Raw genomic sequence first — 22,520 nt, forward strand, 5'->3', positions numbered from 1 at the left:
TATCCCGCGATAGGGGCGCCAAGCGCCCCTGATCCACACATCAGCCTTCGACAGCCTCACGCTTTAGCCGCGCCCGGCGCGCCATGATGTTGAGCACTTCGATCGCCGTCGAGAATGCCATCGCCGCATACACATAACCTTTCGGTACATGGGCACCGAAGCCTTCGGCGATCAGGGTCATACCGATCATGATCAGGAAGCCCAGGGCCAGCATCACCACGGTCGGGTTGTCGTTGATGAACTTGGCCAACGGGTCGGCCGCCACCAGCATCACGACCACGGCACTGATCACGGCGATGATCATGATCGGCAGGTGCTCGGTCATGCCCACAGCGGTGATGATGCTGTCGATCGAGAAGACGATGTCGAGCATCAGGATCTGGCCGATCGCGGCCGCGAAGCCCAGAGTCACGGTCGAGCCGGCCTTGGCTTCTTCCTTGGCGCCGTGCGGGTCGACGTTTTCATGGATCTCCTTGGTCGCTTTCCACAGCAGGAACAGGCCACCGGCAATGAGGATCATGTCCTTCCACGAGAAGCTGTGGCCGAACACGTCGATCACAGGCTCCGTCAGCTGGACGATCCAGGCCACGGTCGAAAGCAGCGCCAGGCGCATGACCAGCGCCATGCTGATACCGATGCGTCGCGCCTTGGAGCGGTAGGCCTCCGGCAGCTTGTTGGTCAGGATGGAGATGAAGATCAGGTTATCGATGCCCAGTACGATCTCCATGGCCACCAGGGTGGCCAGGGCAACCCAGGCGGCAGGGCTTGCAGCCAGTTCCAGCAAATATTCCATTATCAAATCCTTTCAGCGGGGCTGGGCTCAGATGCCCTGGGTCTTGTCTTGGTCTGCGTCAGCCTTAGGCTGGGCACCCTCGGGGTGGAGGGTATCGCTCAGGGCCTGCTGGGCAGCTTCGTTGGTCTTGTCGATGGCCTGCTTGGCCGACTCGGCGGCCTGGTTGAGCATCTGCTGGGCAGATTTCTCGGCTTGGTCGCAGCCCGCCAGGCTGAACAGGGCCAAGGCCAGCACCAGCGGCGTGCCAATGGATTTGAATTGCAACATGGGGTCCTCGCTTGTCGATATCCCGGCGGCGCACGAAACGCCTGATGGGGTCGCATTCTAAAGACCGCGATACATCAGGAAAATTCGTATTTTCAGCGGTTATACTTCGGTTTTTACGAACCGAGGCCCCTGCGGATGCTCAACTACCGCCAACTCCACTACTTCTGGGTGGTGGCCAAGACCGGCAGCATCGCCCGCGCCAGCGAGCAACTGAACCTCACGCCACAGACCATCAGCGGGCAGATCAGCCTGTTCGAGCAGACCTACGGCCTGGAGCTGTTCCAGCGTGTCGGCCGGCAACTGGAGTTGACCGAGACCGGTCGCCAGGCCCTGGGCTACGCCGAACAGATGTTCCAGATCGGTGGCGAACTCGAAGCCCTGCTGCGGGCCGGCCCCCAAGAGCAGATCCTGTTTCGCGTGGGGGTGGCCGATGTGGTGCCCAAGTCCATCGTCTACCGCTTACTGGCCCCGACCATGGAGCTGGACAATGTACTGCGCATCAACTGCCGCGAAGACAAGCTCGAGCGCCTGCTCGCCGACCTTGCGATCCAGCGCCTGGACCTGGTGATCTCCGACAGCCCCATGCCCAGCCACCTGGATATCAAAGGCTATAGCCAGAAGCTCGGCGAATGCGGCCTGAGCTTCTTCGCCACGCCGGCATTGGCCGACCGGCACGACCAACCCTTCCCCGCCTGTCTGGATGACGCGCCCTTGCTGATTCCCGGCCAGGAAACCGTACTGCGCAGTCGCCTGCTGCGCTGGCTGGCTGAACAGCAAGTACAGCCACGCATCATCGGAGAATTCGACGACAGCGCCCTGATGCAGGCTTTCGGCCAGTCCGGCAGTGGCATCTTCGTCGCCCCCAGCGTGATCGCCGAGGAAGTCTGCCGGCAATACGGCGTACGCCTGATCGGCCAGACCGAAGCGGTGAACGAGTCGTTCTATGCCATTTCGGTGGAACGCAAGGTGACCCACCCCGGAATAGTGGCCATCACCGAGGGGGCGCGGCGGGAGCTGTTTCATTGGTGATTGCAGGCCCCCACAGAGGTCCCGCGGGGCCAGCTTGCCGGCGATGGGGTCGGAACAGGCCTACACAGGTCTGTGCTAAAGTGGCCGGTTTTACAAGAACGAGATTCTGCTGCATGACCCCCGTCCTTCGTTTCATCAACCGTACCAGCCTGGTGACGCAGATCTGCATCGGCTTGGTGGCAGGTATCGCAATCGCCCTGCTGTCACCCGCCACGGCGATCACCCTGGGCTTCCTCGGCAAGCTCTTCGTTTCAGCGCTCAAGGCCGTGGCGCCAATCCTGGTGTTCATCCTGGTAATGGCCTCGATCGCCAACCATAAACATGGCCAGGAAACCCACATCCGCCCCATCCTCGTGCTGTACCTGCTCGGCACCTTCGCCGCCGCCGTGGTGGCCGTGGTCGCCAGCATGGCCTTCCCGTCCCAGCTGGCCCTGCGTGCCAGCGAGGCCGCGCTCACCGCACCAGGCGGCATCAGCGAGGTTCTGCAGAACCTGGTGCTCAGCGCCGTGGATAACCCGGTCAATGCCCTGTTGAACGGCAACTTCATCGGCATCCTGACCTGGGCCGTCGGCCTGGGCGTGGCGCTGCGACATGCCGGCCAGACCACCCGCACCGTGGTGGAAGACCTGTCAAACGGCGTCACCCTGATCGTGCGCATGGTCATCCGCTTCGCGCCGCTGGGGATCTTTGGCCTGGTGGCCGCGACCCTGGCCGAATCGGGCCTGGACGCCCTGCTCGGCTACGCACACCTGCTGGCCGTGCTGATCGGCTGCATGCTGTTCGTGGCCCTGGTGGTCAACCCGCTCATCGTCTTCTGGAAGATCCGCCGCAACCCCTACCCCCTGGTACTGATGTGCCTGCGCGAAAGCGGCATCACCGCCTTCTTCACGCGCAGCTCGGCGGCCAACATCCCGGTCAACCTGGCGCTGTCGGAAAAGCTCGGCCTGCATGAGGACACCTACTCGGTATCGATCCCTCTGGGCGCGACCATCAACATGGCCGGCGCGGCTACTACCATTACCGTCCTGACCCTGGCCGCCGTACATACCCTGGGCATTGCGGTGGACCTTCCTACCGCAGTGCTGCTCAGCGTAGTCGCAGCCGTATGCGCCTGCGGCGCCTCGGGCGTTGCCGGCGGCTCGCTGCTGCTGATCCCGCTGGCGTGCAGCCTGTTCGGCATTCCCAGCGAAGTCGCCATGCAGGTAGTGGCGGTCGGCTTCATCATCGGCGTGTTGCAGGACTCGGCGGAGACTGCGCTCAACTCGTCCACCGACGTGCTGTTCACCGCCGCGGCATGTATCGGCGAGGAACGCCAGCGGGCCTGACGCCCACAAGCGATCCCCCTCAGGCACTGCTTCATGGATGGATGCAGTGCCGCAGACTGCCACCTCAAGGCCAAACCGCCGCATCCTGCGGGACCAATCGGCCATTTCAGATGGATGGACTGCCATCCACCCCGAATTCGGCTGCGCAATTGGATCCCGAGCGTTATCGTTGAAGCGTCACCTCTACTGCCAGGGAGGCAGCCATGACCACCCTTTTCCGTCTGAGCCTGATGCTGCTGATCATCGGCATGATCCTGGGCGACATCGTGCTTGCCTCTGTGGGCCTTTGCGGCGTGTGTGGCCTGGCCGTTTACGACTCCATCGAGCAGGACGCACAGGCAGCGCCTCCAGCCGAGTCGGACTTCATTGCGTAGAGGCCCGCCCTGGGAAAAAGCTGGCCGTCACAGGACCTCCCTCATGGCGGAGCCGGCTTGTACGAGTTGCGTGGCCGACGCCTCGAGCAGTGTGCGGGGAAGCCTGAAGCCCTTGAATGGTTGCTGGGTAATAGGGTTGAACGCCTTCTGCGAACTCAACTGGTAACGCATCAGGCCGCCCCCCATTCTGAAGCTCAGGTCTACGCTGGTCGGGGTGCGCCCATTGAGTGCACCGCGACTGAGCAGGCGGTACATCGACCAGGGGCCACGGTATTCCAGGCTACTGCTGGTGCCGTTGAGCTTGAGCAGCGTAAGGTTGCTACGCACCTGCGGCCCCAGCGTATTGGGCCATATCACGCCCGTCACCTGGCTCGGGCCATGGGTGTAGCTGATCAGTTGCCCATCCAGGTCGAGCAGGCTGGTTCGTTGATTGGGGCTCAGCCCCAAGGGTTCGATGCTGAATTGCACCCCGAGGTTGCCCCGCTGGTCGAAGAACGTTTCGCGGATGCGCTCTGCCGCCTGCAACTGCTCGATCACGTCGCTGCGTATGAGATGGTCGCCACGGATGTCGGCATATAGGGCATCGAAATTGTCTTTGAGAAACACGTTCAGGTATTGATCCTGAAACGCCTGCAGTCGCCCTTTCGGCCCGAAGAAAGCCTCGAAGTCATCCAGGGATGCGTCGGCCCCCTGCGCCACGAAGGGGTACCGCCCGGCCAGGCGTTGCTGGAAGAAGCTGTACACCTCGGCATCCCAGCGCCGATCCAGTTCACGCAACGCTTCGACGACCAGCACGTACGCCGTCTGTTCTGCCACTGCGCTGACCTGCTTGCGAATTGGCTCGGGCAGGCTTGTAGCAACCCGCTGCAATGTCGCAATCGGATCGGGGCCCTTCATCGAAAAGCGCTGGAGCACCGCCTGCAAGGCGGACTTGCCACGGTTCGGGCTTTCCTGCACCGCTCTGGCATAGTCATGGACGGCGCTCATGGCAGCCAATGTCTCATCGTAATAGCTCGGGCGGCCCTCCTTTGCCTCCAGTAACCCGTTCAAGCTGGCGAAGGCCCGTCGGATGTTCGACACCTGTTGTTCGTCACCTCGCCCCAGCCCCTCCAGGCCAACCCTTGCAGTGCGCTCCTGCCCTGGCGGTTCGAGGGTCTCGATGAGGGTATTGTCCCGCACCGTTTCCAACAGTCGACGCAACGGGGCAGCTGGGCCGGTCAGATGTTCCAATACCGAGACGCCATGCCCCAGATCCTGAAAATCGACAATCGCGAACGCATTCAAGGCTCGCCGCCAACTGTCGATGTAATCCATGCTATAGAGGTCTCGGATCTGCTCGGTGAGCACTTCCCGATCAGCATCCGAGTAGTCGAGGCGGTCGCGCTCCCCCAGCGCCCATTGGTCAACCATTGCCATGTCGGTGACTTCTCGGCTACGCGGTACGAAATAGGTCTTGAAGCCTTTGGCCGTCAGCAGCGGCCTGAGGAGCAGGCCTTCGTCCTCTACATCGTTATCGGTGACGGGCTGGTAAACGAGATCGAACACCGGGCCGACCTGATGACGCAAATCCAGGCTACCTGGTAGTTGCTCCTGAGCTCGCCGTTTGAGACCGGCATAGACCCGCTGCGGCAACGGCACTTTGCGCAGCGACTGCTGGACCTCATCGATACGTTGTCGAAGCGCAAGCAGGTCGGTATCGGCATAGGCCAAGGCGTACTGCAAGTGCCGCATCAGGTCGCGCTGTACCTGCCCCTGGCCGGGGTAGGCCGACTGCCACCGGTGCGCCATCCATTCCTCGACCCATTGCCCCTTGCGACTGGAGCGATCTTCGATCATCCGATAGACCCTGAGTGCGGCCATCTGCTGCTCGCTACCGCCAGGCGCAGCAAGCATGGCGTCCACGACGCCACTGGCAATCGCCGGCAAGAAACGTCGTGAAAGCAGGTTGAGGTAGGCAGCATCGACCCTGGGCCCAATCGCACGGCCTTGATACAGGCCGAAGTCAGCCAGCACGGGCCATGCGGATCGATAATCCCCATACACCGAGACGGCATCACGAATCTGCGCCAACGGTGCCAGCAGGTTCCGGCCCGTAGGGTCCAGTTGCTCATCCACTGCCCGGCTTCCGAATGCCGCAGTCTTGGCCAGGACACTGGTCGCCTTGTTCCGGTTGATGTCGAAATAGCGATGCCAAGTGGCTCCCATCATGACGATGGCCAGTAACCCGACCCCTGCACTGACCCAGCGCAGGCGGCGCTTTTCGCGAGCAATTTTCACGTTGTCGCCAGCCAGCCCCGCCTCCTGGTAGACGACCCGTTGGAAGATGTGCTGTGCAAAATAGACCAGCGACCTGCCCTGGGGCTTGGCATCGCTCAGCGGCGCACCCACCTTGTAAGGAAGCCCCGCAGCACGGAGGAATGCGTTGTTCGTCTCCCCACGCTGAAGCACCGAGGAAAAGTACAGGCCGCGCACCAATGCCGGCGTCGTGAAGCGGTCACTCGCAAGCGCCTCGCGCAAGAAGCTCATCAATGCAGGGCGCAAACCAATCAATTGTGCTTGCAATGAGACCAGACGCTGGCACTGCTCTGTATTGCCCAGGGCCCCCAAGCCATCATGCATATGCTCTTGGAGAACCTGGACCAATCGGTCGTAGTGACATGCCAGCTCATCCAGCCAGGCGTCGAAGGTGCTGATCGCGTCCAGTTTGAAGGTGAACCCGAGTGTCTGCTCCCGTTGGGATGCCGTCATGCGCGCGAACAGCTGGTCGAAGCCATCGAGCAGGTCGAATTTGCTCAACACCACATAAAGCGGCAACCGTGAGCCCAGTTCGATACTCAGCTCATGAAGCCGGCTACGCAGCACATCCGCCAGTGCCTTACGCTGCTCGGGCCGGGCTTGCAGCAACGAAGCCAGGTCGACCACAAGCACCAGGCCATTTAGGGCCCGGCGGCTGCGGTTGCGTGCCAACCACCCCAACAGGTGTTTCCAGAGCCTCGCCTGCGTGCCCGCGGGCAGTTCGGGCTCGGTATCGCCCGGTGCGCTGCGCGGGCAGTCGGCAAGGGCCTCCTGGGTGATGAGCTCGCCTGGCGGGTCGATCAGCACGGCGTCGTTGCCGATCCACCACTGCACAGGATAGGCGAGGCTTTCTTCCTGGCAGCTGCGAGCTTGCGCCTTGCTGATGCGCGTCAGGGAAAAACCCTGGTCCGAGCCGGCGATGAAACTACTCTTGCCGGCCCCCTCTGCTCCCAACACCAGGTACCAGGGCAACTGGTACAGGGCACGCTGCCCGCCCGCATTGTCGAGGTAGTTCGCCAGCCCTCGATCGAGCACGCACTCCTGCGCCTGTATGAAAGGCAGGCAGGGGTCAGCCTGGACTTCGGCCTCCTGCCGCCGCTCTGCATATAGCCGTTGAACGCGCAGGCGCAGCACCAGCAGCCAGCACAGCAATGGCAGCAACACCAACACGAGGCTGGCAACACTACGGTGCGCCATGCTTGCCAGCGGATACTGCCCGTGCCAGCGCCAATGTGGCCCCATCCACCAGATGGCAACCAGCGCCAAGAAGATGGCAACCCCTAGCAGCAGCGGCATGGCCGCACCGGCTCGCGTCACCTTCGACAAGCCCCAACGCATGAAATATTTCCAGATCTTGTTCATTGGGGACGTCTACTCCTTGTCCTGATCGATCAATGCGGATGCCGCGCCATAACGCTGCAGCTTCTGGTACACCTCTGGTTCCCACGCGTCAGCCGTCATGGCGCGCATGGCCCCGGCAACGCTGGCGCACAGGTCCTGGGCCAGCCATGACACGCCTCGAGCAGCGAGCAGGTCGGCGGCGATCACCGTCGAGTGACAGCGTTCGCGCGGCGATCGATACGCCGATTGCAGACCTTGCAATCGCAAAAGCACCGGCTCCACCCCCTTGCTCTCCAACTGGCTGAGCATCTCCTCGCGCAGGCTGCGAAACTCTTGCCCAGCCCCCTCCTGCATCGGCTGCGCCTCCTCCCCCCGGAGCCAGGCAAGACATTGCTCGTCGACAAAGGCAGTGCCATCGCTGAAACGCAATTGCTCCAAGGCCGGCAGGCGCCGCACGAACCTGGCAGTGGCACGACGAATCGCTTCGGCGACCTCCTCCATGGCCAGGCTCGCCGCGATGCTCGCTGCCAGAAAGCTGCCCCTGATCCAATACGGCGCAGCCACGACGCTCTTCTCCACACGCAGCAACAAGGCGGTATCGATCACCGAACTGGAAATGGCTTCCTCGTACCTCGCGGCGATGTCCAGCGGCACCGCCATCAGCTCGGTACGCTGTTCCCGCCTGGCAGGAGGGGCTGCCTGGATATGCGCCCACAGCCCAAAACGCCGCAGCTGGTAGCCGGTGGGGTCATACGGATCCTGCTGGTTGATGTATTCGGCCATGCTCATCACGGCACGGCGTGTCTCGCGCTCATTGCCAAGGGAAACACTGACGGCTACCGGACGGAGCGCTTCCGTTGCCGGCGCAGCCCTACTGATCGACGGGGCCACACTGGCAGGAGCGGCATCCGCGGCCCCGCTGGCCAGCTCGGCCTGCTTGAGCAACGCGCGTTCCAGTGCCTCCAGGGCCGCTATATCAAGCTGTGCCGACATCGCTTCTTGCTGCAAGCAGGCGATCGCCTTTCTCGCCCCCTCCACGCTGGCCGGCATGTAGCTGAAGCGGTCCAGATGCGGCAAGGCATCGGCCAGGCGCTTGAGCAACAGGGCGACCAGTTTGCGCTTGCCAGGGAACCCCGTCGGTCCGGGCTTGGGATGAGCGGTTTCCCAGTATCGCTCGACCATACCGGCCAGCAGCTCCAGCGTATGACACCAGTGCTCCCAACAACCGCTACGCAGCCAGGCGACTCCCAAGTGCCCGACGATCCGCAAATGCTTGCACTGGCTCGCCAGGTACTGACGGGACGCCTCCTCGATGAAGGGCCAGTCGATGGCGGCCTCTTGCAAGCCACCCAACTTGACCATTTCCTGGTCGATCGCCTGATAGGTTTCGTCCTCGACATCGAACAAACCCGCCGCTTGCATCGAGTCGACAGGGGCCAGCAACCGGGCGATTTCCTGCATGGTGACCTTGCTTACCAGCGACATGCTTTACGCACCTGATCGATCAAGGGCGCCAGCCCCTGGGCGTCGAAGCTCAGCCCATCGAGGGCTGGATGCTCACTGACGACATGGATTCGGTGCCCTCCGATCAGCGCCTTGATCTGCTCGATGGCAGGTAGGCCACGCCCCGCATCCAGCAACTGACCGTTTTCCAGCACCTGCCAGGGTCGCGTGTCGGTTGCCTGGCGTTCGGTGCGCAACTGCAAGGTCACACGGTTGCCATCGATAGGCCGGGCCGTGAGCAATTGCAGCCTGGAGATATTCTGCACGCAGCTGATGGCCAGGTACGGGCGTGGCTCCAGGGTGGCGATTGCAGGCGCTGAAATCACCAGCCGGCGCTGCCCCGCTGGCCCGTCGTCCTGCAAGCCCAGGCGAAACGCAAGATCGCCCGGCGTACGCTGGGCCTCGTTGGCCATGACCCAAGATACGCTGGGGGCACTGGCCTCTGGTGCCAACCATGCATTCTTCGTCACAGGTACCTGCAGTGGCGTACCGGCAGCCTCATCGAAACAAGCCAGGCGCTTTACGTTGGAAACAATCCGTGTGCAATCAGGCACAGGTTGCGCAAATACACATCCCACACACAAACAAAGACCAAGGCCACAAGCCAACTGACTGAACACCCGAAACTTTACCCCGCGCTCTTTTAAATAGTGGAAAGAGTGAAGCAGCCTTGTTGAAATTTCCCAAGATTACTCACCAAGTACTCCAGCCCAATGAGGCGCGAGCTTAGATCATCCGAGAAACGCCATACAAACAAATATTAACTTACACTTTTTGACTCGACCAAAACTCCGCTTTCGATGCATCGTTTTTTCGCACAAAGAGCGACCAGCAACCGCAAATACAGCATCTTAGGAATATTCCCACAAAAACTTTCCTAACTGCATGAAATATCCTACAAAATACAACAGGAAGTTAGACAAGACATGAGTAGAAGCTCAAGTTCCGTCGCACCTAAAGAGCGCATCAACATCAAGTACGTACCCGCCACTGGGGACCAGCAGGCCGAGATCGAGCTTCCCCACAAGATGCTGGTGCTAGGGGACTTTGGCTTGAACGATCCCCGCCCCCTTGAAGATCGCCAGGTCATGCGTATCGACAAGCACAGCTTCAACGATGTGCTGAACGATGCCGAGGTGAGCCTGAACATGGCTGTCCCTTCCATGCTCGGTGCAGCACCCGACGCTGAGCTGACTGTCGACCTGCAATTCAGGTCGATCAGCGATTTCGGCCCGGATCGGATCGCGCGGCAGGTACCGGAGCTGAACAAGCTGCTTGAGCTGCGCGAAGCGCTGGCTGCCTTGAAAGGCCCGATGGGCAACGTTCCCACGTTCCGCAAACACCTTCAGCACCTGCTCACCGACGAGCAGACGCGCAAGCAGCTCGCCCAGGAGCTGGGCCTGATGCTCGAAGGTCCGGGCCAAGCCTGAGGCAACCACGACACAGGGCTTCACCGAGAAGCCGAGCACGGACAACGGAGCGTCATACATGCCGACTCAGAACAGCACCCCTCTTGTTACAGACCTGGCCGCCGAAACGTCAGGCAACCAGACATTGCTCGACCAAGTCATGGCCGAGACGATGCTTTCGCCAAACCAGGAAGGCTACTTGGTTGCGAAACAAGGCGTCGCAGCATTCATTGCGCAAATACTTGAAAACGATGAACCGGATCAACTGATCAACAAGCACCGCGTAGACCAGATGATCGCTGAACTGGATCGCCTCCTCGGCAAGCAAATGGATGCCATTCTCCACCATCCCGACTTCCAGGCACTCGAGTCGGCATGGCGTGGCCTGAAACTTCTGGTGGACCGGACGGACTTCAGGGAAAACATAAAACTGGAGATACTTCACACCTGCAAAGAAGACTTGCTCGAAGACTTCGACAACGCCGCAGACATTACCTGCAGTGGTTTATACAAGCATGTCTACACGGCAGGCTATGGCCAGTTTGGCGGGGAACCGATCGCCGCCCTGATCGGCAATTACAACTTCGGCCCTTCCTCGCCCGATATCAAATTATTAAGTTACATGGCCTCGGTCGGCGCCATGTCCCACGCACCGTTCATTACCGCCCCTGCCCCCGACTTCTTCAACTTGGGCAGTTTCGAAGGCTTGCCCAATCTCAAAGAAGTCAGGGATATTTTCGAAGGCCCTCGCTTTGCCAAATGGCGTGCGTTTCGCGACAGCGAGGATGCCCGCCATGTCGGCCTGGTGCTGCCGCGCTTCATGCTGCGTTCGGTCTATGACCGCCAGGAACACCCCATCGCCAGCTTCAGCTATGACGAAAACATCGATGGCCGCCATGATAACTACCTGTGGGGCAATGCAGCCCTGCTGATGGCGAGTTGTATCAATGACAGCTTTGCCCGCTATCGCTGGTGCCCAAATATCATCGGTCCGCAATCCGGCGGCGCGGTCGACGATTTGCCTGTTCACTTCTACGAATCCCTGGGGCAGCTTCAGGCCAAGATACCGACCGAAGTATTGATTTCCGACCGCAAGGAATTCGAGCTGGCCGAGGAAGGCTTCATCGCCCTGACCATGCGCAAGGAAAGCGACAACGCCGCTTTCTTCTCCGCGAATTCCGTGCAAAAGCCGAAGACCTTCCCGAAAACGCCGGAAGGCCAGCAAGCACAGACCAATTACAAACTCGGCACACAGTTGCCCTACCTGTTCATCGTCAATCGCCTGGCCCATTACATCAAGGTGCTGCAACGTGAACAGATCGGCAGTTGGAAGGAGCGCAACGACCTGCAGAGCGAGCTCAACAAATGGATCAAGCAGTACATCGCCGACCAGGAAAATCCTTCTGCCGATGTACGTAGTCGCCGTCCGCTGCGGTCTGCCCGAATAGAAGTCTCGGACGTTGCGGGCGATCCAGGCTGGTACCAGGTCTCGCTCGCCGTACGCCCCCATTTCAAGTACATGGGCGCCAATTTCGAGATCTCCCTGGTCGGTCGGCTCGATACCCAATGAGTACGCTTTTCGAACGCTTGGTCGCACAAGCCCCGGCGGGCCAACGGCCCTGGCGGCAATACGAATTCCGGCAGACGTCATCGTTCGATGCGATCAAGCGTCATCTCGAAACGCTGCTCAACACTCGCCAGGGTTGCTCGCAAAGCAGCCCGGACCTGGGTTTGCGCGACTTCAACAGCCACGATTTCAGCGACACGGATGTGCTTCGTGAAGTGAGCGCAGACATTCACCGCACGATCAGCCGCTACGAACCGCGTATCCAGATCCAGTCCTTACACGGCATCCCCAACGCACAGGCACCGCTGGAGCTGCATCTACGGCTGGATTGCCATGTCCAAGTCGATGATTGCGCAAAGCTGTTGCAGATCGATCTGCTCGTTGATGGCCACAGCCGCTACACCCGAGTGAGATGACCCCATGTCGTTGAAAGAATGCTTTGGCGAAGAGCTTCGCTACTTGCGCGAACTGGGTGCGGATTTTGCGAAAGACAACCCTCAGCTTGCTCGCTTTTTGGGAGAAACGAGCAGCGACCCGGACGTGGAGCGACTGCTGGAAGGCTTTGCCTTCCTCACCGCGAAACTGCGGCTGAAGCTCGAAGACGACTTGCCAGAACTGACGCACACCATGCTGCAGATGCTTTGGCCCAATTATCTACGCCCGTTGCCCAGCGCCACGATCATCCAATTCACACCGCTGGAACAATCCCTCAGCCAGCCACACGTCATTCCCAAGGGTTCACGCTTGTTCGCGCACCCGGTGAATGGCATCACCTGCGAATATCGAAGCTGTACCGAGGTGAAGCTCCACCCTTTCGACATTGGCGAAGCGAGTGCGGCTCGGGCCTCCGATGGGTCGATTGTACGCATCGACCTGGTTCCCCTGGTCCAACGTCCGCTGAACGCGTTGGCCTGCGATGACCTGACGTTCTACCTGAGCGGTGAAAAGGCCTGCGCTCAAACGCTCTACCTGTGGTTATCGCAGTACCTCGAATTCATCAGCGTGACCATCAACGGCGAGGTCCAACACCTGCCCGCCAGCAACATCCACTTTCCGGGTTTCAGCCCCGATGAGGCATTGTTGCCCTACCCCCGTAACGTCTTCGATGGCTACCGAATTCTGCAGGAATACTTCGTCTTTCCCCAACGCTTCCATTTCTTTGGCCTGACCGGCCTACGTCGGCTTTGGCCAGAACAGGCGAGCCACAATGTACGCATCGCGTTTCATTTCAACCGCCCCTTACCCGCCACGCTGCGTGTCGGCAAGGGGGATTTCAGCCTGTTCTGCACACCTGCAGTCAACCTGTTCGAACACAGTGCCGAACCCATCGATCTCTCCGGCCAGGTCGAACAGGTGCGGTTGACGCCTTGCGGCAAACGACCCGATGCCTACGAGATCTTCAGCGTCGATCGCGTGGCGAGTTGGCGGCGCTCGACCGATGGCCACCTGGGTGAACAACTACGGGTGTTCCACCCTTTCGAATCGTTTGCCCACGAGATCGAGCATGCCCAGGGGCGCACGGCGTTGTATTACCGTTGCAAGGTCGAGAACTCGTTGCGTGGCGATGGCCTGGCGCACCGGATAGCGTTCGTCCGGGCAGATGAAAGCCTCTATGTGGGCCAGCTGGAAACCGCCTCTATCGACCTGACCTGCACGAACCGGGACCTGCCGCTGGCACTGGGTGTCGGCGATATCTGCGTCAACAGCGAGTTCTCCCCGCCCCTGGCCAGCTACCGCAATATCTGCCAGCCCACTCGGCCGTTCAGGCCGGTACTGGACGGCCAGCTGCAGTGGACGCTGATATCCAACCTGTCCCTGAACTACCTGTCGCTGCTGTCGGCCGAGCCCCTCAAGGCAGTGATCGGTGCCTACGACTTCGCCGCCCTGCATGACATCCAACAGGCACGGGCGACACGCAAGCGCCTCGACGGCATAGGGAGCGCGCAAACCGAACCGCTGGACTGGCTGATCAATGGCCTGCCCATTCGCGGTTTGCGCACGCAATTGAAGCTCGACCAGCACGCATTCCTCTGCGAAGGAGATCTCTACCTGTTCAGTTGTGTGCTTTCTCACTTCTTTGCCCTCTACGCCAGCATCAATGCCTTCCACCAGCTGGAAGTGATCAACACCACCAACAATGAGCATTACACATGGCCTTTGCTGACCGGCAGACAACCATTGATCTAGCCGACACGCTGCTCGCCGAAGCCCACCAGCACAACTTTTTCCAGTTGCTGGAGCGGCTGCACGCCTTGCACGGCGACGATCTCGAGCCACGTTGGCCCAGGCAGGCTGCGCAACCACGACTGCGCCTGGGCAGTGACCCGCGTCTCGCTTTCCCGGTTGCAGACGTCGTGGAGGCTCGACGGCTGCCGGTACGAGCGGGTCATGACGAGCGTTCGCGCTACCGCATATGCACCACGTTCCTGGGGCTACACGGTACTGACTCGCCCCTGCCCAGCTATTACCTGGAACAGCTCGCCTATGAGCATGCCCAGGAGATCGGTCTGCGCCCGGCGTTCTTCGACTTTTTCAATCACTACCTGCTCAGCCTGTTGCACCGCAGCTGGCGCAAGTACCGCTACTACATCCGGTTCCAAGCCCAGGCAAACGACCACTTCTCTCGCTATATCTTCTCGCTGATCGGCCTGAACGATGAGCAACTGCGGGGAGACACGGCGCTCCCATGGAGCCGGTTGCTCAGTTTCGCCGGTGTCATCGCCAGCCGTAGTCGCGCGCCCGGCACGGTCGCCGGGATCATTGCGCATTGCTTCGATCTCTCGGCAGTGCGGGTGCGCGAATTCGAAACCCGATCGGTACCCACCGACCCCAGGCAACGCGTACGGCTTGGATGCCGTAACGGCCAGGCGGGCAGCACCTTCGTGGTCGGTGATCGCACCCGTACCCGCTGCAGCAAGTTCACGCTTCTGGTTGACGACCTGAACCAGACGCAACTGCGCGCCTTCCTGCCCAGCGGGATGAATTTCAGCCGATTGCGCGCACTGATCGATTTCCTGCTCCGCGATGCCCTCGCCTATGACCTGGAGTTGCGCCTCGAACAAAACGCATTGCTGCCCTTGTGCCTGCATCGCTCGAACGGTGCCCACCTCGGCTGGACCAGCTTTCTCGATGACAGCCAAGGCAAGCACAGCCCTGTAGTGCGTATCCGGGGACGCTCATGAAAACCTTGATCTTGACCATCAGCAATCTCGAACAGCTGCAACATGGCGTTACCACGCATCATCCGTTCAACCGCCGCGGCGGCACGATCGGCAGCCAGGATGCCGATTGGAGGCTTGCCGACCGCGACCGGCGTATCGCGCCTGTTCATTGCGAAATCCGTTGGAGCGAGAACAGTTTCTGCGTTCTCGATCGCTGTGGCCGCACCTACCTCAATGACAGCCTGTTAAGCCTCGGCCACCTGGCTCCCGTGCGCCTGCAGGATGGTGACTGCCTGCAAGTCGGCGCCTATCGACTGCTGGTGCACTACCACCAAGGCCAGGAACGCCGCCACATGCAACGGTGCGCCTTGGAACAGCTGTTCGATCCAGGGAAGCATGTGCTCGACGCCCTTGTCGCCGACAGGCCACCCAGGCCGCTGCACCACGCCATCGCGCCGGCCCACGGCCCGGCAACCGATATCTACGAAACGTTCAGCCCGCAGGAAGCGGTCGACCCCTTGGCCCTGCTGGACGCCAGGCCTCGCTCGCCGTTTGCCAGTACACCGGGCCATCGAACCCAACGCATCATCAGGGGAGCGTCTTCATGAACCGTCGTCCGTTCATGGTCGTGCCCTTGCTTCTCGTCCTGACGGGCTGCACTGCGCTGGGCAAGATAGGGCAAGTGCTGATGGATCCTTCCATCCCTGTCGGGGCGCCTGGCGATCAACCTACCGAGGTCGCATTCAGCCTCTATGCCAGCCCTACCCTCAATGGCAACCCGTACAGCCTCGACGCAGCGGTTTCCGATGCACAGGCATCTGGCACCTACACCGTGAGCCTCAGCGCAGATGATCCACACGCCTTGGCTGAAAAAGTAGAAGGCCTGTTGGAACAGTTGCACGAGCAGTATCCGGCCCTCTCACTGCTGACGCAGGTACCTGAAGCATCCCCGGGGAGCGCTGACATCGAGGAAGGCGGCCTTGGCCAGTACCGCACCCCGACAGCAGACCTGTCCCTGCCGGCGCCATCGTCGGTGCCCACAGCCCCCATCGCCACGCCCATCGCCATCAAGATCTTGCAGCTACGGGACGACTCCCTCTTTCGCAACAGCCTCTACCAACTGCTCGATCAGGATCCGGCCAAAGCCCTGCGCAGCACCTACATACGGGACGATGACTACCTGCTGTCACCCGGGCAATTCAAGTTCGTGCGATTCGAACCCCTCGATGCCGACACCCGCTTCATCGCGGTGGTCGCCAACTACAGCAACCACGAGGACGCCATCTGGCGACAGGTCCTGCGAATCGAACCCCGTGGCCGCAAGGTCGTCCTCGGCGTGCAAGTCAATGACGCGCAGATCCTGCTCACGGAGGAAAGCTGATGGCCCTCGTACCGGTCCTGCGTCGTACCTTCCAACTGTCTCGGAATCCCCATGAGCTCACGTAACCCTGTCCTTTGGCACGAAGGCCTGTTCATCAAGCCGCAGCATTTCCAGCAACTGACGAAGGCCAGCGAAGCCGCGTTGCACCAGCGCCTGAGCAGCCTCAACACTGCGTTCTACGGCTTCAGCGAGCTACAGCTGAACCAGGAGTACCTGAGTCTGGGCAAGATTGCGATCACCCGGGCACGGGGCATCATGCCGGACGGCACCGTGTTCGACATCCCCGGGGACCTGCCTCCACCGCCACCGCTGGAAATAGACGACGACGGCACCCAGAGGCGCCATGTCTACCTGTGCCTCCCCCTACGCACCGGGGGTGGCCGCGAGGTGAGCTGGCCGGACAGCCCTGCCAATTATCGCTACGTCGCCCAGGCGCAGGAGATCAAGGACACCCACACCGCCGACGGCGACCAGGTGCGGGTCGAGCTTGCCGTACCGAATTTGCAACTCAAACGCGAAGGCGAAGACTGCAGCGCGTATACCCGCCTCGCCTTGACCCGCATTCTCGAACGCCGCACAGATGGCAGCCTTCTACTGGACGAGGGTTTCTATCCCACCTGCGTATCCGTGCAGGCGGTACCAGCCCTCAAGCGGTTTCTTGACGAGGTGACCAACACCCTGCGCGAACGTGCCCGCAACCTGGCAGCGCGGCTTGGGTCGGCAGGCCAATCGGGTGTGGCCGAGATTACCGACTTCAACTTGCTGCAAACCATGAACCGCTGGTGGCCATGCTTCCAGCACCTGGCACGACACGTCCAGGTCCATCCAGAGCAGCTTTACCTGGCCATGAGTCAGGCCTGCGGCGAATTGATGACCTTCACGGATGAAAGCCGATTGCCCCAGGAGTACCCGGCCTACCAGCACAATGCCCTGTCCACCTCGTTCCAACCGCTGGAGAAAGCGCTGCGCCGGGCCTTGAGCACCGTTTTGCAACCACGTGCCGTCTCGCTGCCCCTCACCTCGGAGCAGTTCGGCGTTCTGGTTGCCCACCTCGACGATCGCCGCCTGCTCGACAACGCCGCGTTCGTCCTGGCCGTCCACGCCGACTTGCCAGCCGACACGCTGCGCCAGCAGTTCCTGCAAAAAGCGAAGGTCACCTCACGGGAGGCATTGAATGACCTCGTCCCCCTGCAGTTGCCCGGCATCCCTCTATTGCCATTGCCCGTCGCCCCTCGGGAGTTGCCCTTCCATTCCGGGTTCAGCTACTTCGAGCTGGACCGTCGCAGCCCGGCCTGGCAGGTGATGAACGAAAGCAGTGGGTTCGGCTTCCATGTCGCCGGTGAGTTCCCTGGCCTGGAGCTGCAGTTCTGGGCGATCAGGAGTGAATGAGATGAATACTCGACACACGCTTGATATGACCGGCCCAGGCATGCAGACCCAACTTGATAGGCCCGATACAGGATCAGGGATCGCCCCCGGTCTCGTATCCACTCCCAGGCACAGCGTGGAAGACATCGCCGACCCGGACTTCCAGCTCCGCGGCGGCTTCAGCAACCCGATGGTCGATGCCGCAATGCCCTTGCTTGGCCTGGCCATACGCCTGCGAACGCTGGACAGGCACGACGACATAGCAGGCTTGCGTAACGATGTGCACAACCAGGTCGCAATCGTGCTGGAGGAAATGAGCCAGCACGCCTACGAGCCTGCTCATCTATTGGCCTATTCCTATGCGCTGTGCCTGTATCTCGATGAGTCCGTGATGGGGACGCCATGGGGCAAGAGCTCCGTCTGGAGCCAGCGGACATTGCTCAGCGACTTCCACCAGGAAACCTGGGGCGGCGAGAAGTTCTTCACCGTGCTGTCACGCATGATGCAGGAGGCCCAACGGTACCAGGATGTCCTGGAATTCATGTACTTGTGCCTGTGCATCGGCCTGAAGGGCAAATACGGCGCCGCCCCCAAGGGCGACCAGGCCCTGCAAGCGCTCATCACCCAATTACACCGACTCATTCGGGAACTGCGCGGCCCCACTCCGGAATCACTCAGCGATCCATTGAGCAACGTCGCCCCGCGCAACTTCCGGATGAAGCGACAGTGGCCATGGTGGAGCCCATTGCTCATCAGCGCGGTGGTGATCGGGATGATGTACGGCTACTACAGCTACCGCTTGCACCTGGTCACCCGCGAGGTACTGGAATCGCTCAACGGCATCCTGCAGTAGCGATGCCCGCGACCGGAACAACCGAACACAACGAATTGGCGGGGCGGGTGCCCTGCCGAACAAGCCCATCGACTCCCGATGGCCATGCCACCACTGGTGCGCATGTCAATCCACATGGACGCAGGAGCCTGCCATGCCAACACCCGCTTACATCAAGATCGAAGGAAAAAAACAAGGCAACATCACCGCTGGGGCTACCACCCACGAATCCGTGGGCAATAGCTATGTCGAGGGTCATGAAGACGAAATCCTCGTGCAGGAAATCAAACACCGCGTGACCGTGCCCACCGACCCGCAAAGCGGCCAACCATCAGGGCAGCGGGTCCATAAACCATTCGTCTTCACCAGCACGCTGAACAAAGCCACGCCCCTGATGTACCAGGCACTGGCCAGCGGAGAAATGCTGCCCTCGGTCGAAGTGAACTGGTATCGCACCTCCGTGGAAGGCACCCAGGAGCATTTCTTCACCACCAAACTCGAAGACGCCATCATCGTGGACATCAATACGGTGCTGCCTCATGCCCAGGCCGAGGAGAACGAGAACTTCACCCAACTGATCGAAGTGTCCATGTCCTATCGCAAGATCACCTGGGCCCATACGGTGGCAGGCACCGAGGGTTCGGACGACTGGCGCAAGCCAATCGTCTGACGTGGCTGCGATGCCCGGGCGGGTTCACCTGCCTGGGCTTTGTCCCTCAGACGGCAGACAAGGACTTCTCATGCCCAGCCAATCCGACCTGCATTTCAGTTTCCAGCCACTGGTGGGTTCGGCCACCTTCGAGGTGGTGTCTTTCACCCTCGACGAAGGCCTGAGCACGCCGTTCGAACTCCACCTCGAACTGGTCAGCACCGAGGACGACGTCGACTTCGGCCAGTTGCTCGACCAACCCGTACTGTTCACCCTCTGGCGCGGCCGCCAAGCGGTGCGCCACGTCCATGGCCTGGTCAGCGCCTTCAGCCAAGGCGACAGCGGTTTTCATCGCACCCGCTACCAGGCCTTGGTCGAGCCGCAACTGGCCCGGGCACGCCTGCGTGCCAATTGGCGCATCTTCCAACAGAAGACCGCCCCGCAGATTCTCGAGCTGATGTTCAAGGCCCAGCGCCTGACCCAAGTCGAATGGGTGACCTGCTTCGACCATCAGGTCCGCGAATTCTGTGTCCAGGCGGGCGAGACCGACCTTGCCTTCATCACCCGCCTGGCGGCCGAGGAAGGCTTCATCTACCGCTTCGATCACACCGCCGAGGCACACAAGCTGATCATCACCGACCGCCTGCTGGCCCTGGGGATGATCGAGCACGACCTCGACAGGCGCCAGGATGATGGGGCCGCCGCCGACGACATTCCCATCACCGTGCAATACCACCCCAACAGCGGCGGTGACCAACCCGAGCCGGCGCTGCGCCGCTTCCGCTACCACGAACAGGTGCGAACGGCCTGCCAGACACAACGCGACTACTGCTTCCGGTACCCAGGCGCACGTCTGGAGCAGTACGCCATCAACGACGACCCGCAACACCAGGCTCAAGACTACGAGTTCTTCGATTACCCAGGGCGCTACAAACGCGAAGCGGCTGGCAAGCCCTTCACCCAGACCCGCCTCAACGCCTTGCGCCACGATGCGCGCATGGCCGAGACCGAGGGTGACGACATGCGCCTGCAGCCAGGGCTGGGCTTCATTCTGGCCGACCACCCGCGCCAGGACCTCAATGCTCATTGGCGAGTGGTCAGCGTGCATCACGAAGGTTCGCAATTCACCAGCCTCCAGGAGGAAGCCGCCCAAGCCCAGCGTGGCACCCGTTACGAACAAACGGCAAAGCTCGTGCCCGGCCAACTCGAATGGAGACCCGCCCCATTGCCCAAGCCACGTATCGATGGCCCGCACATGGCAACCGTCGTGGGCCCGCCCGACGAGCAGATCTACTGCGATGAATGGGGCCGGGTGAAGGTCAGCTTCCCCTGGGACCGCGAAAGCCAGGAAAACGAGTTCAGCTCCTGCTGGATACGGGTATCGCAAGGCTGGGCCGGCGGCAGCTGGGGTTCGATGGCCATCCCGCGGATCGGCCAGGAAGTGATCGTCCAATACGTCAACGCCGACCCTGACCAACCCTTGATCACCGGGCGCACCTACTGCGGAAACCAGCTCCCCCCCTACGAGCTGCCCAAGCACAAGACACGCATGACCATCAAAAGCCAGACCCACAAAGGACAAGGCTTCAACGAGCTCCGTTTCGAAGATGAGCTGGGGCAGGAAGAGGTGTTCATCCATGCGCAAAGGGACCAGAACAATGTGGTCAAGCATGATGAGACCACATTGGTAGGTAATGACCGTCGTGAACAGGTCGATCACGATGAAACCGTCATTATCGGACATGACCGCAGCAAGACTGTCGGTAACGACGAGCGCATGACCATAGGACGCAATTCACATCTGGAGATTGGTTGCAATCAGACGATCAGCATCAACGCAAATCGCGTCGAACAGGTTGGCAATAACAGGACGGATACGACGACCGCCAATCACACGATTGAAGTGGGTGGAAATCTAGAGCAGCAAATCGCCGGACATGCCGAGGTCAAGACGGGTCATGCCATTCGACATTCCACTCAAGCATATGAGATCCATGCCGCAGAGAGTGTGACAATCAGAGCACCAGGCGGAACCCTTCGTATTGATGCGGAGGGCATCACGCTGGATGGAATAAATCTACGACTCAAGGGTTCGATGACCAAAGAAAATGCCGGAGCAGGAAACGCTTTTCCGATTTCCAGCCAGCTCTTGCATGGTCAGGAAACATGTGGCGAGCAGAAACGATGAACGTGGATCAGGTTGTGGAATTCGCGTCACAACGTAATGCCAATGAATACCTCTACCTCGTGCTGGACCCTCTCGCTGATTGCGATCCGGAGCATCCCCTCAGTATTTCGATGTTGTGCCAAGCGTTGGGAAGCGAGGCGATTGAGCTTATCTCGCGACCCGATCTGACCCAGCTTCCTACGGAGTGGCCAGCACTGGTGCAACTGGCTGCTCCAGGCCAGGTAACCACAGGACATCTGTCCCTGAGTGTTGCCCAGGCAATGGCAGAGATCACTTTCGATAAGCGTTACATCTGCGGATGGTTGGTGAGTGAACAACCTCCAGCGATTGTCGCAAAACACCTTGCTGAACAAGGCCGCGCCTTGAAGCCCACAGTCGGCCAGGCAATTGCTCCTTGGTTCGAGCCTGCACGTCTGGAGTTGCTGGCTGCAGCCATGGACAACGTCAGTGGACTGCTCTGGCCGATCCGGGCCTGGTTTTATCCGACCCTCCACGGCGATCTCCAACAAATTGTTGGAAAAGCCTTTATCGGTGAAGTGCAAATACCCGATTTGGCTCGCGACGTTCAAAGCATGGCGCCCCAAGTGAGCCGTCTCCTAGGGGCTTGGCGTGATCTCAATGCAGATAGGCAAGGATCTGCATGCCTGCGCTGGCAAGGCCGCTCAGGTCTTCCTCCGATAGCACCCATTCATGCGTTCAGGTTGATCTGGGAGGCCTGGCAACGTGGGCTCCGCGAGAGCGAAGACATCCATTGCCTATGCCTGCACTTGGTCATGATCCATCCGCTGCTGCTATCCCATCCGACCATTCAGCAGGACGTAGCGCAAGCGGCTGAAGGCAAGCAGAGCTTGGTATCTCGCTTCATCACCTACAACGACACCACTTGGAAACAGCTTGCCATGTCTTTGCCCATGGCCCGGAGCCACTCATGAGCATCAGCAAATCCATCATCACCGCCATGCGCCAGGCGATCCCCAATCCCAACGGGACCTGCAACGCCTGCGAGCGAAGCGGCCTGCCCATCCTCCTGCTGCGTAC

General features: G+C 60.7%; 20 protein-coding genes. 15 read left to right on the forward strand and 5 right to left on the reverse strand.

Features of this window, described 5'->3' with window-relative positions; all coding sequences use genetic code 11:
* Positions 1-40: 40 nt before the first annotated feature.
* Together ACNFG0_RS14520 and ACNFG0_RS14525 are read right to left on the reverse strand one after the other, a co-directional pair.
* On the reverse strand, positions 41-793 hold the full coding sequence (locus ACNFG0_RS14520) for a TerC family protein (RefSeq protein ID WP_196143395.1): 753 nt from the start codon (positions 791-793) through the stop codon (positions 41-43).
* Between the two features lie 27 nt (positions 794-820).
* The gene (locus ACNFG0_RS14525) at positions 821-1,060 is read right to left on the reverse strand and encodes a hypothetical protein (protein ID WP_196143394.1); all 240 of its coding nucleotides are present in this window, start codon (positions 1,058-1,060) and stop codon (positions 821-823) included.
* Between the two features lie 135 nt (positions 1,061-1,195).
* On the opposite strand from ACNFG0_RS14525, the gene nhaR reads away from it, so the two are divergent.
* From nhaR to ACNFG0_RS14540, 3 genes are all read left to right on the forward strand, one after another.
* Positions 1,196-2,089 carry a transcriptional activator NhaR gene (gene nhaR / locus ACNFG0_RS14530; RefSeq protein ID WP_196154298.1) on the forward strand — a complete coding sequence of 298 codons (894 nt, stop codon included), beginning with the start codon at positions 1,196-1,198 and terminating at the stop codon, positions 2,087-2,089.
* Between the two features lie 113 nt (positions 2,090-2,202).
* Positions 2,203-3,414 carry a serine/threonine transporter SstT gene (gene sstT / locus ACNFG0_RS14535; RefSeq protein WP_416765353.1) on the forward strand — a complete coding sequence of 404 codons (1,212 nt, stop codon included), beginning with the start codon at positions 2,203-2,205 and terminating at the stop codon, positions 3,412-3,414.
* Positions 3,415-3,617: 203 nt separating this feature from the next.
* Entirely contained in the window at positions 3,618-3,788 is a 171-nt protein-coding gene (locus tag ACNFG0_RS14540) for a hypothetical protein (protein ID WP_196143391.1), read from the forward strand.
* 27 nt (positions 3,789-3,815) lie between these two features.
* On the opposite strand, the gene tssM is transcribed toward ACNFG0_RS14540, so the two are convergent.
* Genes tssM through vasI form a run of 3 tightly spaced genes read right to left on the reverse strand, consistent with a single transcriptional unit; the run spans position 3,816 to position 9,505 of the window.
* Positions 3,816-7,445, reverse strand: a complete 3,630-nt coding sequence (gene tssM / locus ACNFG0_RS14545; RefSeq protein ID WP_416765355.1) for a type VI secretion system membrane subunit TssM — start codon at positions 7,443-7,445, stop codon at positions 3,816-3,818.
* A gap of 9 nt (positions 7,446-7,454) precedes the next feature.
* Positions 7,455-8,909, reverse strand: coding sequence for a type VI secretion system protein TssA (tssA, locus tag ACNFG0_RS14550; protein ID WP_196154301.1), 1,455 nt, complete (start codon positions 8,907-8,909; stop codon positions 7,455-7,457).
* Positions 8,897-9,505, reverse strand: coding sequence for a type VI secretion system-associated protein VasI (gene vasI / locus ACNFG0_RS14555; protein WP_328304972.1), 609 nt, complete (start codon positions 9,503-9,505; stop codon positions 8,897-8,899). The genes tssA and vasI overlap by 13 nt, the downstream gene beginning before the upstream one ends.
* A gap of 348 nt (positions 9,506-9,853) precedes the next feature.
* On the opposite strand from vasI, the gene tssB reads away from it, so the two are divergent.
* The 12 genes from tssB to ACNFG0_RS14615 all read left to right on the forward strand — a co-directional run bounded on the left by tssB (position 9,854) and on the right by ACNFG0_RS14615 (position 22,414).
* Entirely contained in the window at positions 9,854-10,357 is a 504-nt protein-coding gene (gene tssB / locus ACNFG0_RS14560; RefSeq protein ID WP_196143387.1) for a type VI secretion system contractile sheath small subunit, read from the forward strand.
* 58 nt (positions 10,358-10,415) lie between these two features.
* Positions 10,416-11,906, forward strand: a complete 1,491-nt coding sequence (tssC, locus tag ACNFG0_RS14565; RefSeq protein ID WP_416765358.1) for a type VI secretion system contractile sheath large subunit — start codon at positions 10,416-10,418, stop codon at positions 11,904-11,906.
* Positions 11,903-12,319, forward strand: a complete 417-nt coding sequence (tssE, locus tag ACNFG0_RS14570; RefSeq protein WP_196154303.1) for a type VI secretion system baseplate subunit TssE — start codon at positions 11,903-11,905, stop codon at positions 12,317-12,319. The genes tssC and tssE overlap by 4 nt, the downstream gene beginning before the upstream one ends.
* 4 nt (positions 12,320-12,323) lie before the next feature.
* Positions 12,324-14,090, forward strand: a complete 1,767-nt coding sequence (gene tssF, locus ACNFG0_RS14575) for a type VI secretion system baseplate subunit TssF (protein WP_196154304.1) — start codon at positions 12,324-12,326, stop codon at positions 14,088-14,090.
* Positions 14,054-15,085 carry a type VI secretion system baseplate subunit TssG gene (gene tssG, locus ACNFG0_RS14580; protein WP_416765361.1) on the forward strand — a complete coding sequence of 344 codons (1,032 nt, stop codon included), beginning with the start codon at positions 14,054-14,056 and terminating at the stop codon, positions 15,083-15,085. Before tssF ends, tssG begins: the two co-directional genes overlap by 37 nt.
* Positions 15,082-15,672 carry an FHA domain-containing protein gene (locus ACNFG0_RS14585; RefSeq protein ID WP_416765363.1) on the forward strand — a complete coding sequence of 197 codons (591 nt, stop codon included), beginning with the start codon at positions 15,082-15,084 and terminating at the stop codon, positions 15,670-15,672. The genes tssG and ACNFG0_RS14585 overlap by 4 nt, the downstream gene beginning before the upstream one ends.
* Complete coding sequence (gene tssJ, locus ACNFG0_RS14590) at positions 15,669-16,445, forward strand: type VI secretion system lipoprotein TssJ (protein WP_416765365.1); 777 nt, start codon at positions 15,669-15,671, stop codon at positions 16,443-16,445. The genes ACNFG0_RS14585 and tssJ overlap by 4 nt, the downstream gene beginning before the upstream one ends.
* Positions 16,446-16,496: 51 nt before the next feature.
* On the forward strand, positions 16,497-17,834 hold the full coding sequence (gene tssK / locus ACNFG0_RS14595; RefSeq protein ID WP_416765367.1) for a type VI secretion system baseplate subunit TssK: 1,338 nt from the start codon (positions 16,497-16,499) through the stop codon (positions 17,832-17,834).
* Positions 17,835-17,874: 40 nt separating this feature from the next.
* Complete coding sequence (icmH, locus tag ACNFG0_RS14600; protein WP_416765377.1) at positions 17,875-18,666, forward strand: type IVB secretion system protein IcmH/DotU; 792 nt, start codon at positions 17,875-17,877, stop codon at positions 18,664-18,666.
* 133 nt (positions 18,667-18,799) lie between these two features.
* Positions 18,800-19,315: an Hcp family type VI secretion system effector gene (locus tag ACNFG0_RS14605; protein WP_196143378.1), complete on the forward strand. Its 516-nt coding sequence runs from the start codon at positions 18,800-18,802 to the stop codon at positions 19,313-19,315.
* 70 nt (positions 19,316-19,385) lie between these two features.
* Positions 19,386-21,482 (forward strand): type VI secretion system Vgr family protein, encoded by a 2,097-nt coding sequence (locus ACNFG0_RS14610; RefSeq protein WP_416765369.1) that lies wholly within the window; start codon positions 19,386-19,388, stop codon positions 21,480-21,482.
* Positions 21,479-22,414: a hypothetical protein gene (locus tag ACNFG0_RS14615; RefSeq protein ID WP_196143376.1), complete on the forward strand. Its 936-nt coding sequence runs from the start codon at positions 21,479-21,481 to the stop codon at positions 22,412-22,414. The genes ACNFG0_RS14610 and ACNFG0_RS14615 overlap by 4 nt, the downstream gene beginning before the upstream one ends.
* Positions 22,415-22,520: the final 106 nt, after the last annotated feature.

The organism is Pseudomonas sp. NY15372 (genome assembly GCF_048068215.1).
Lineage (GTDB): Bacteria > Pseudomonadota > Gammaproteobacteria > Pseudomonadales > Pseudomonadaceae > Aquipseudomonas > Aquipseudomonas guariconensis_A.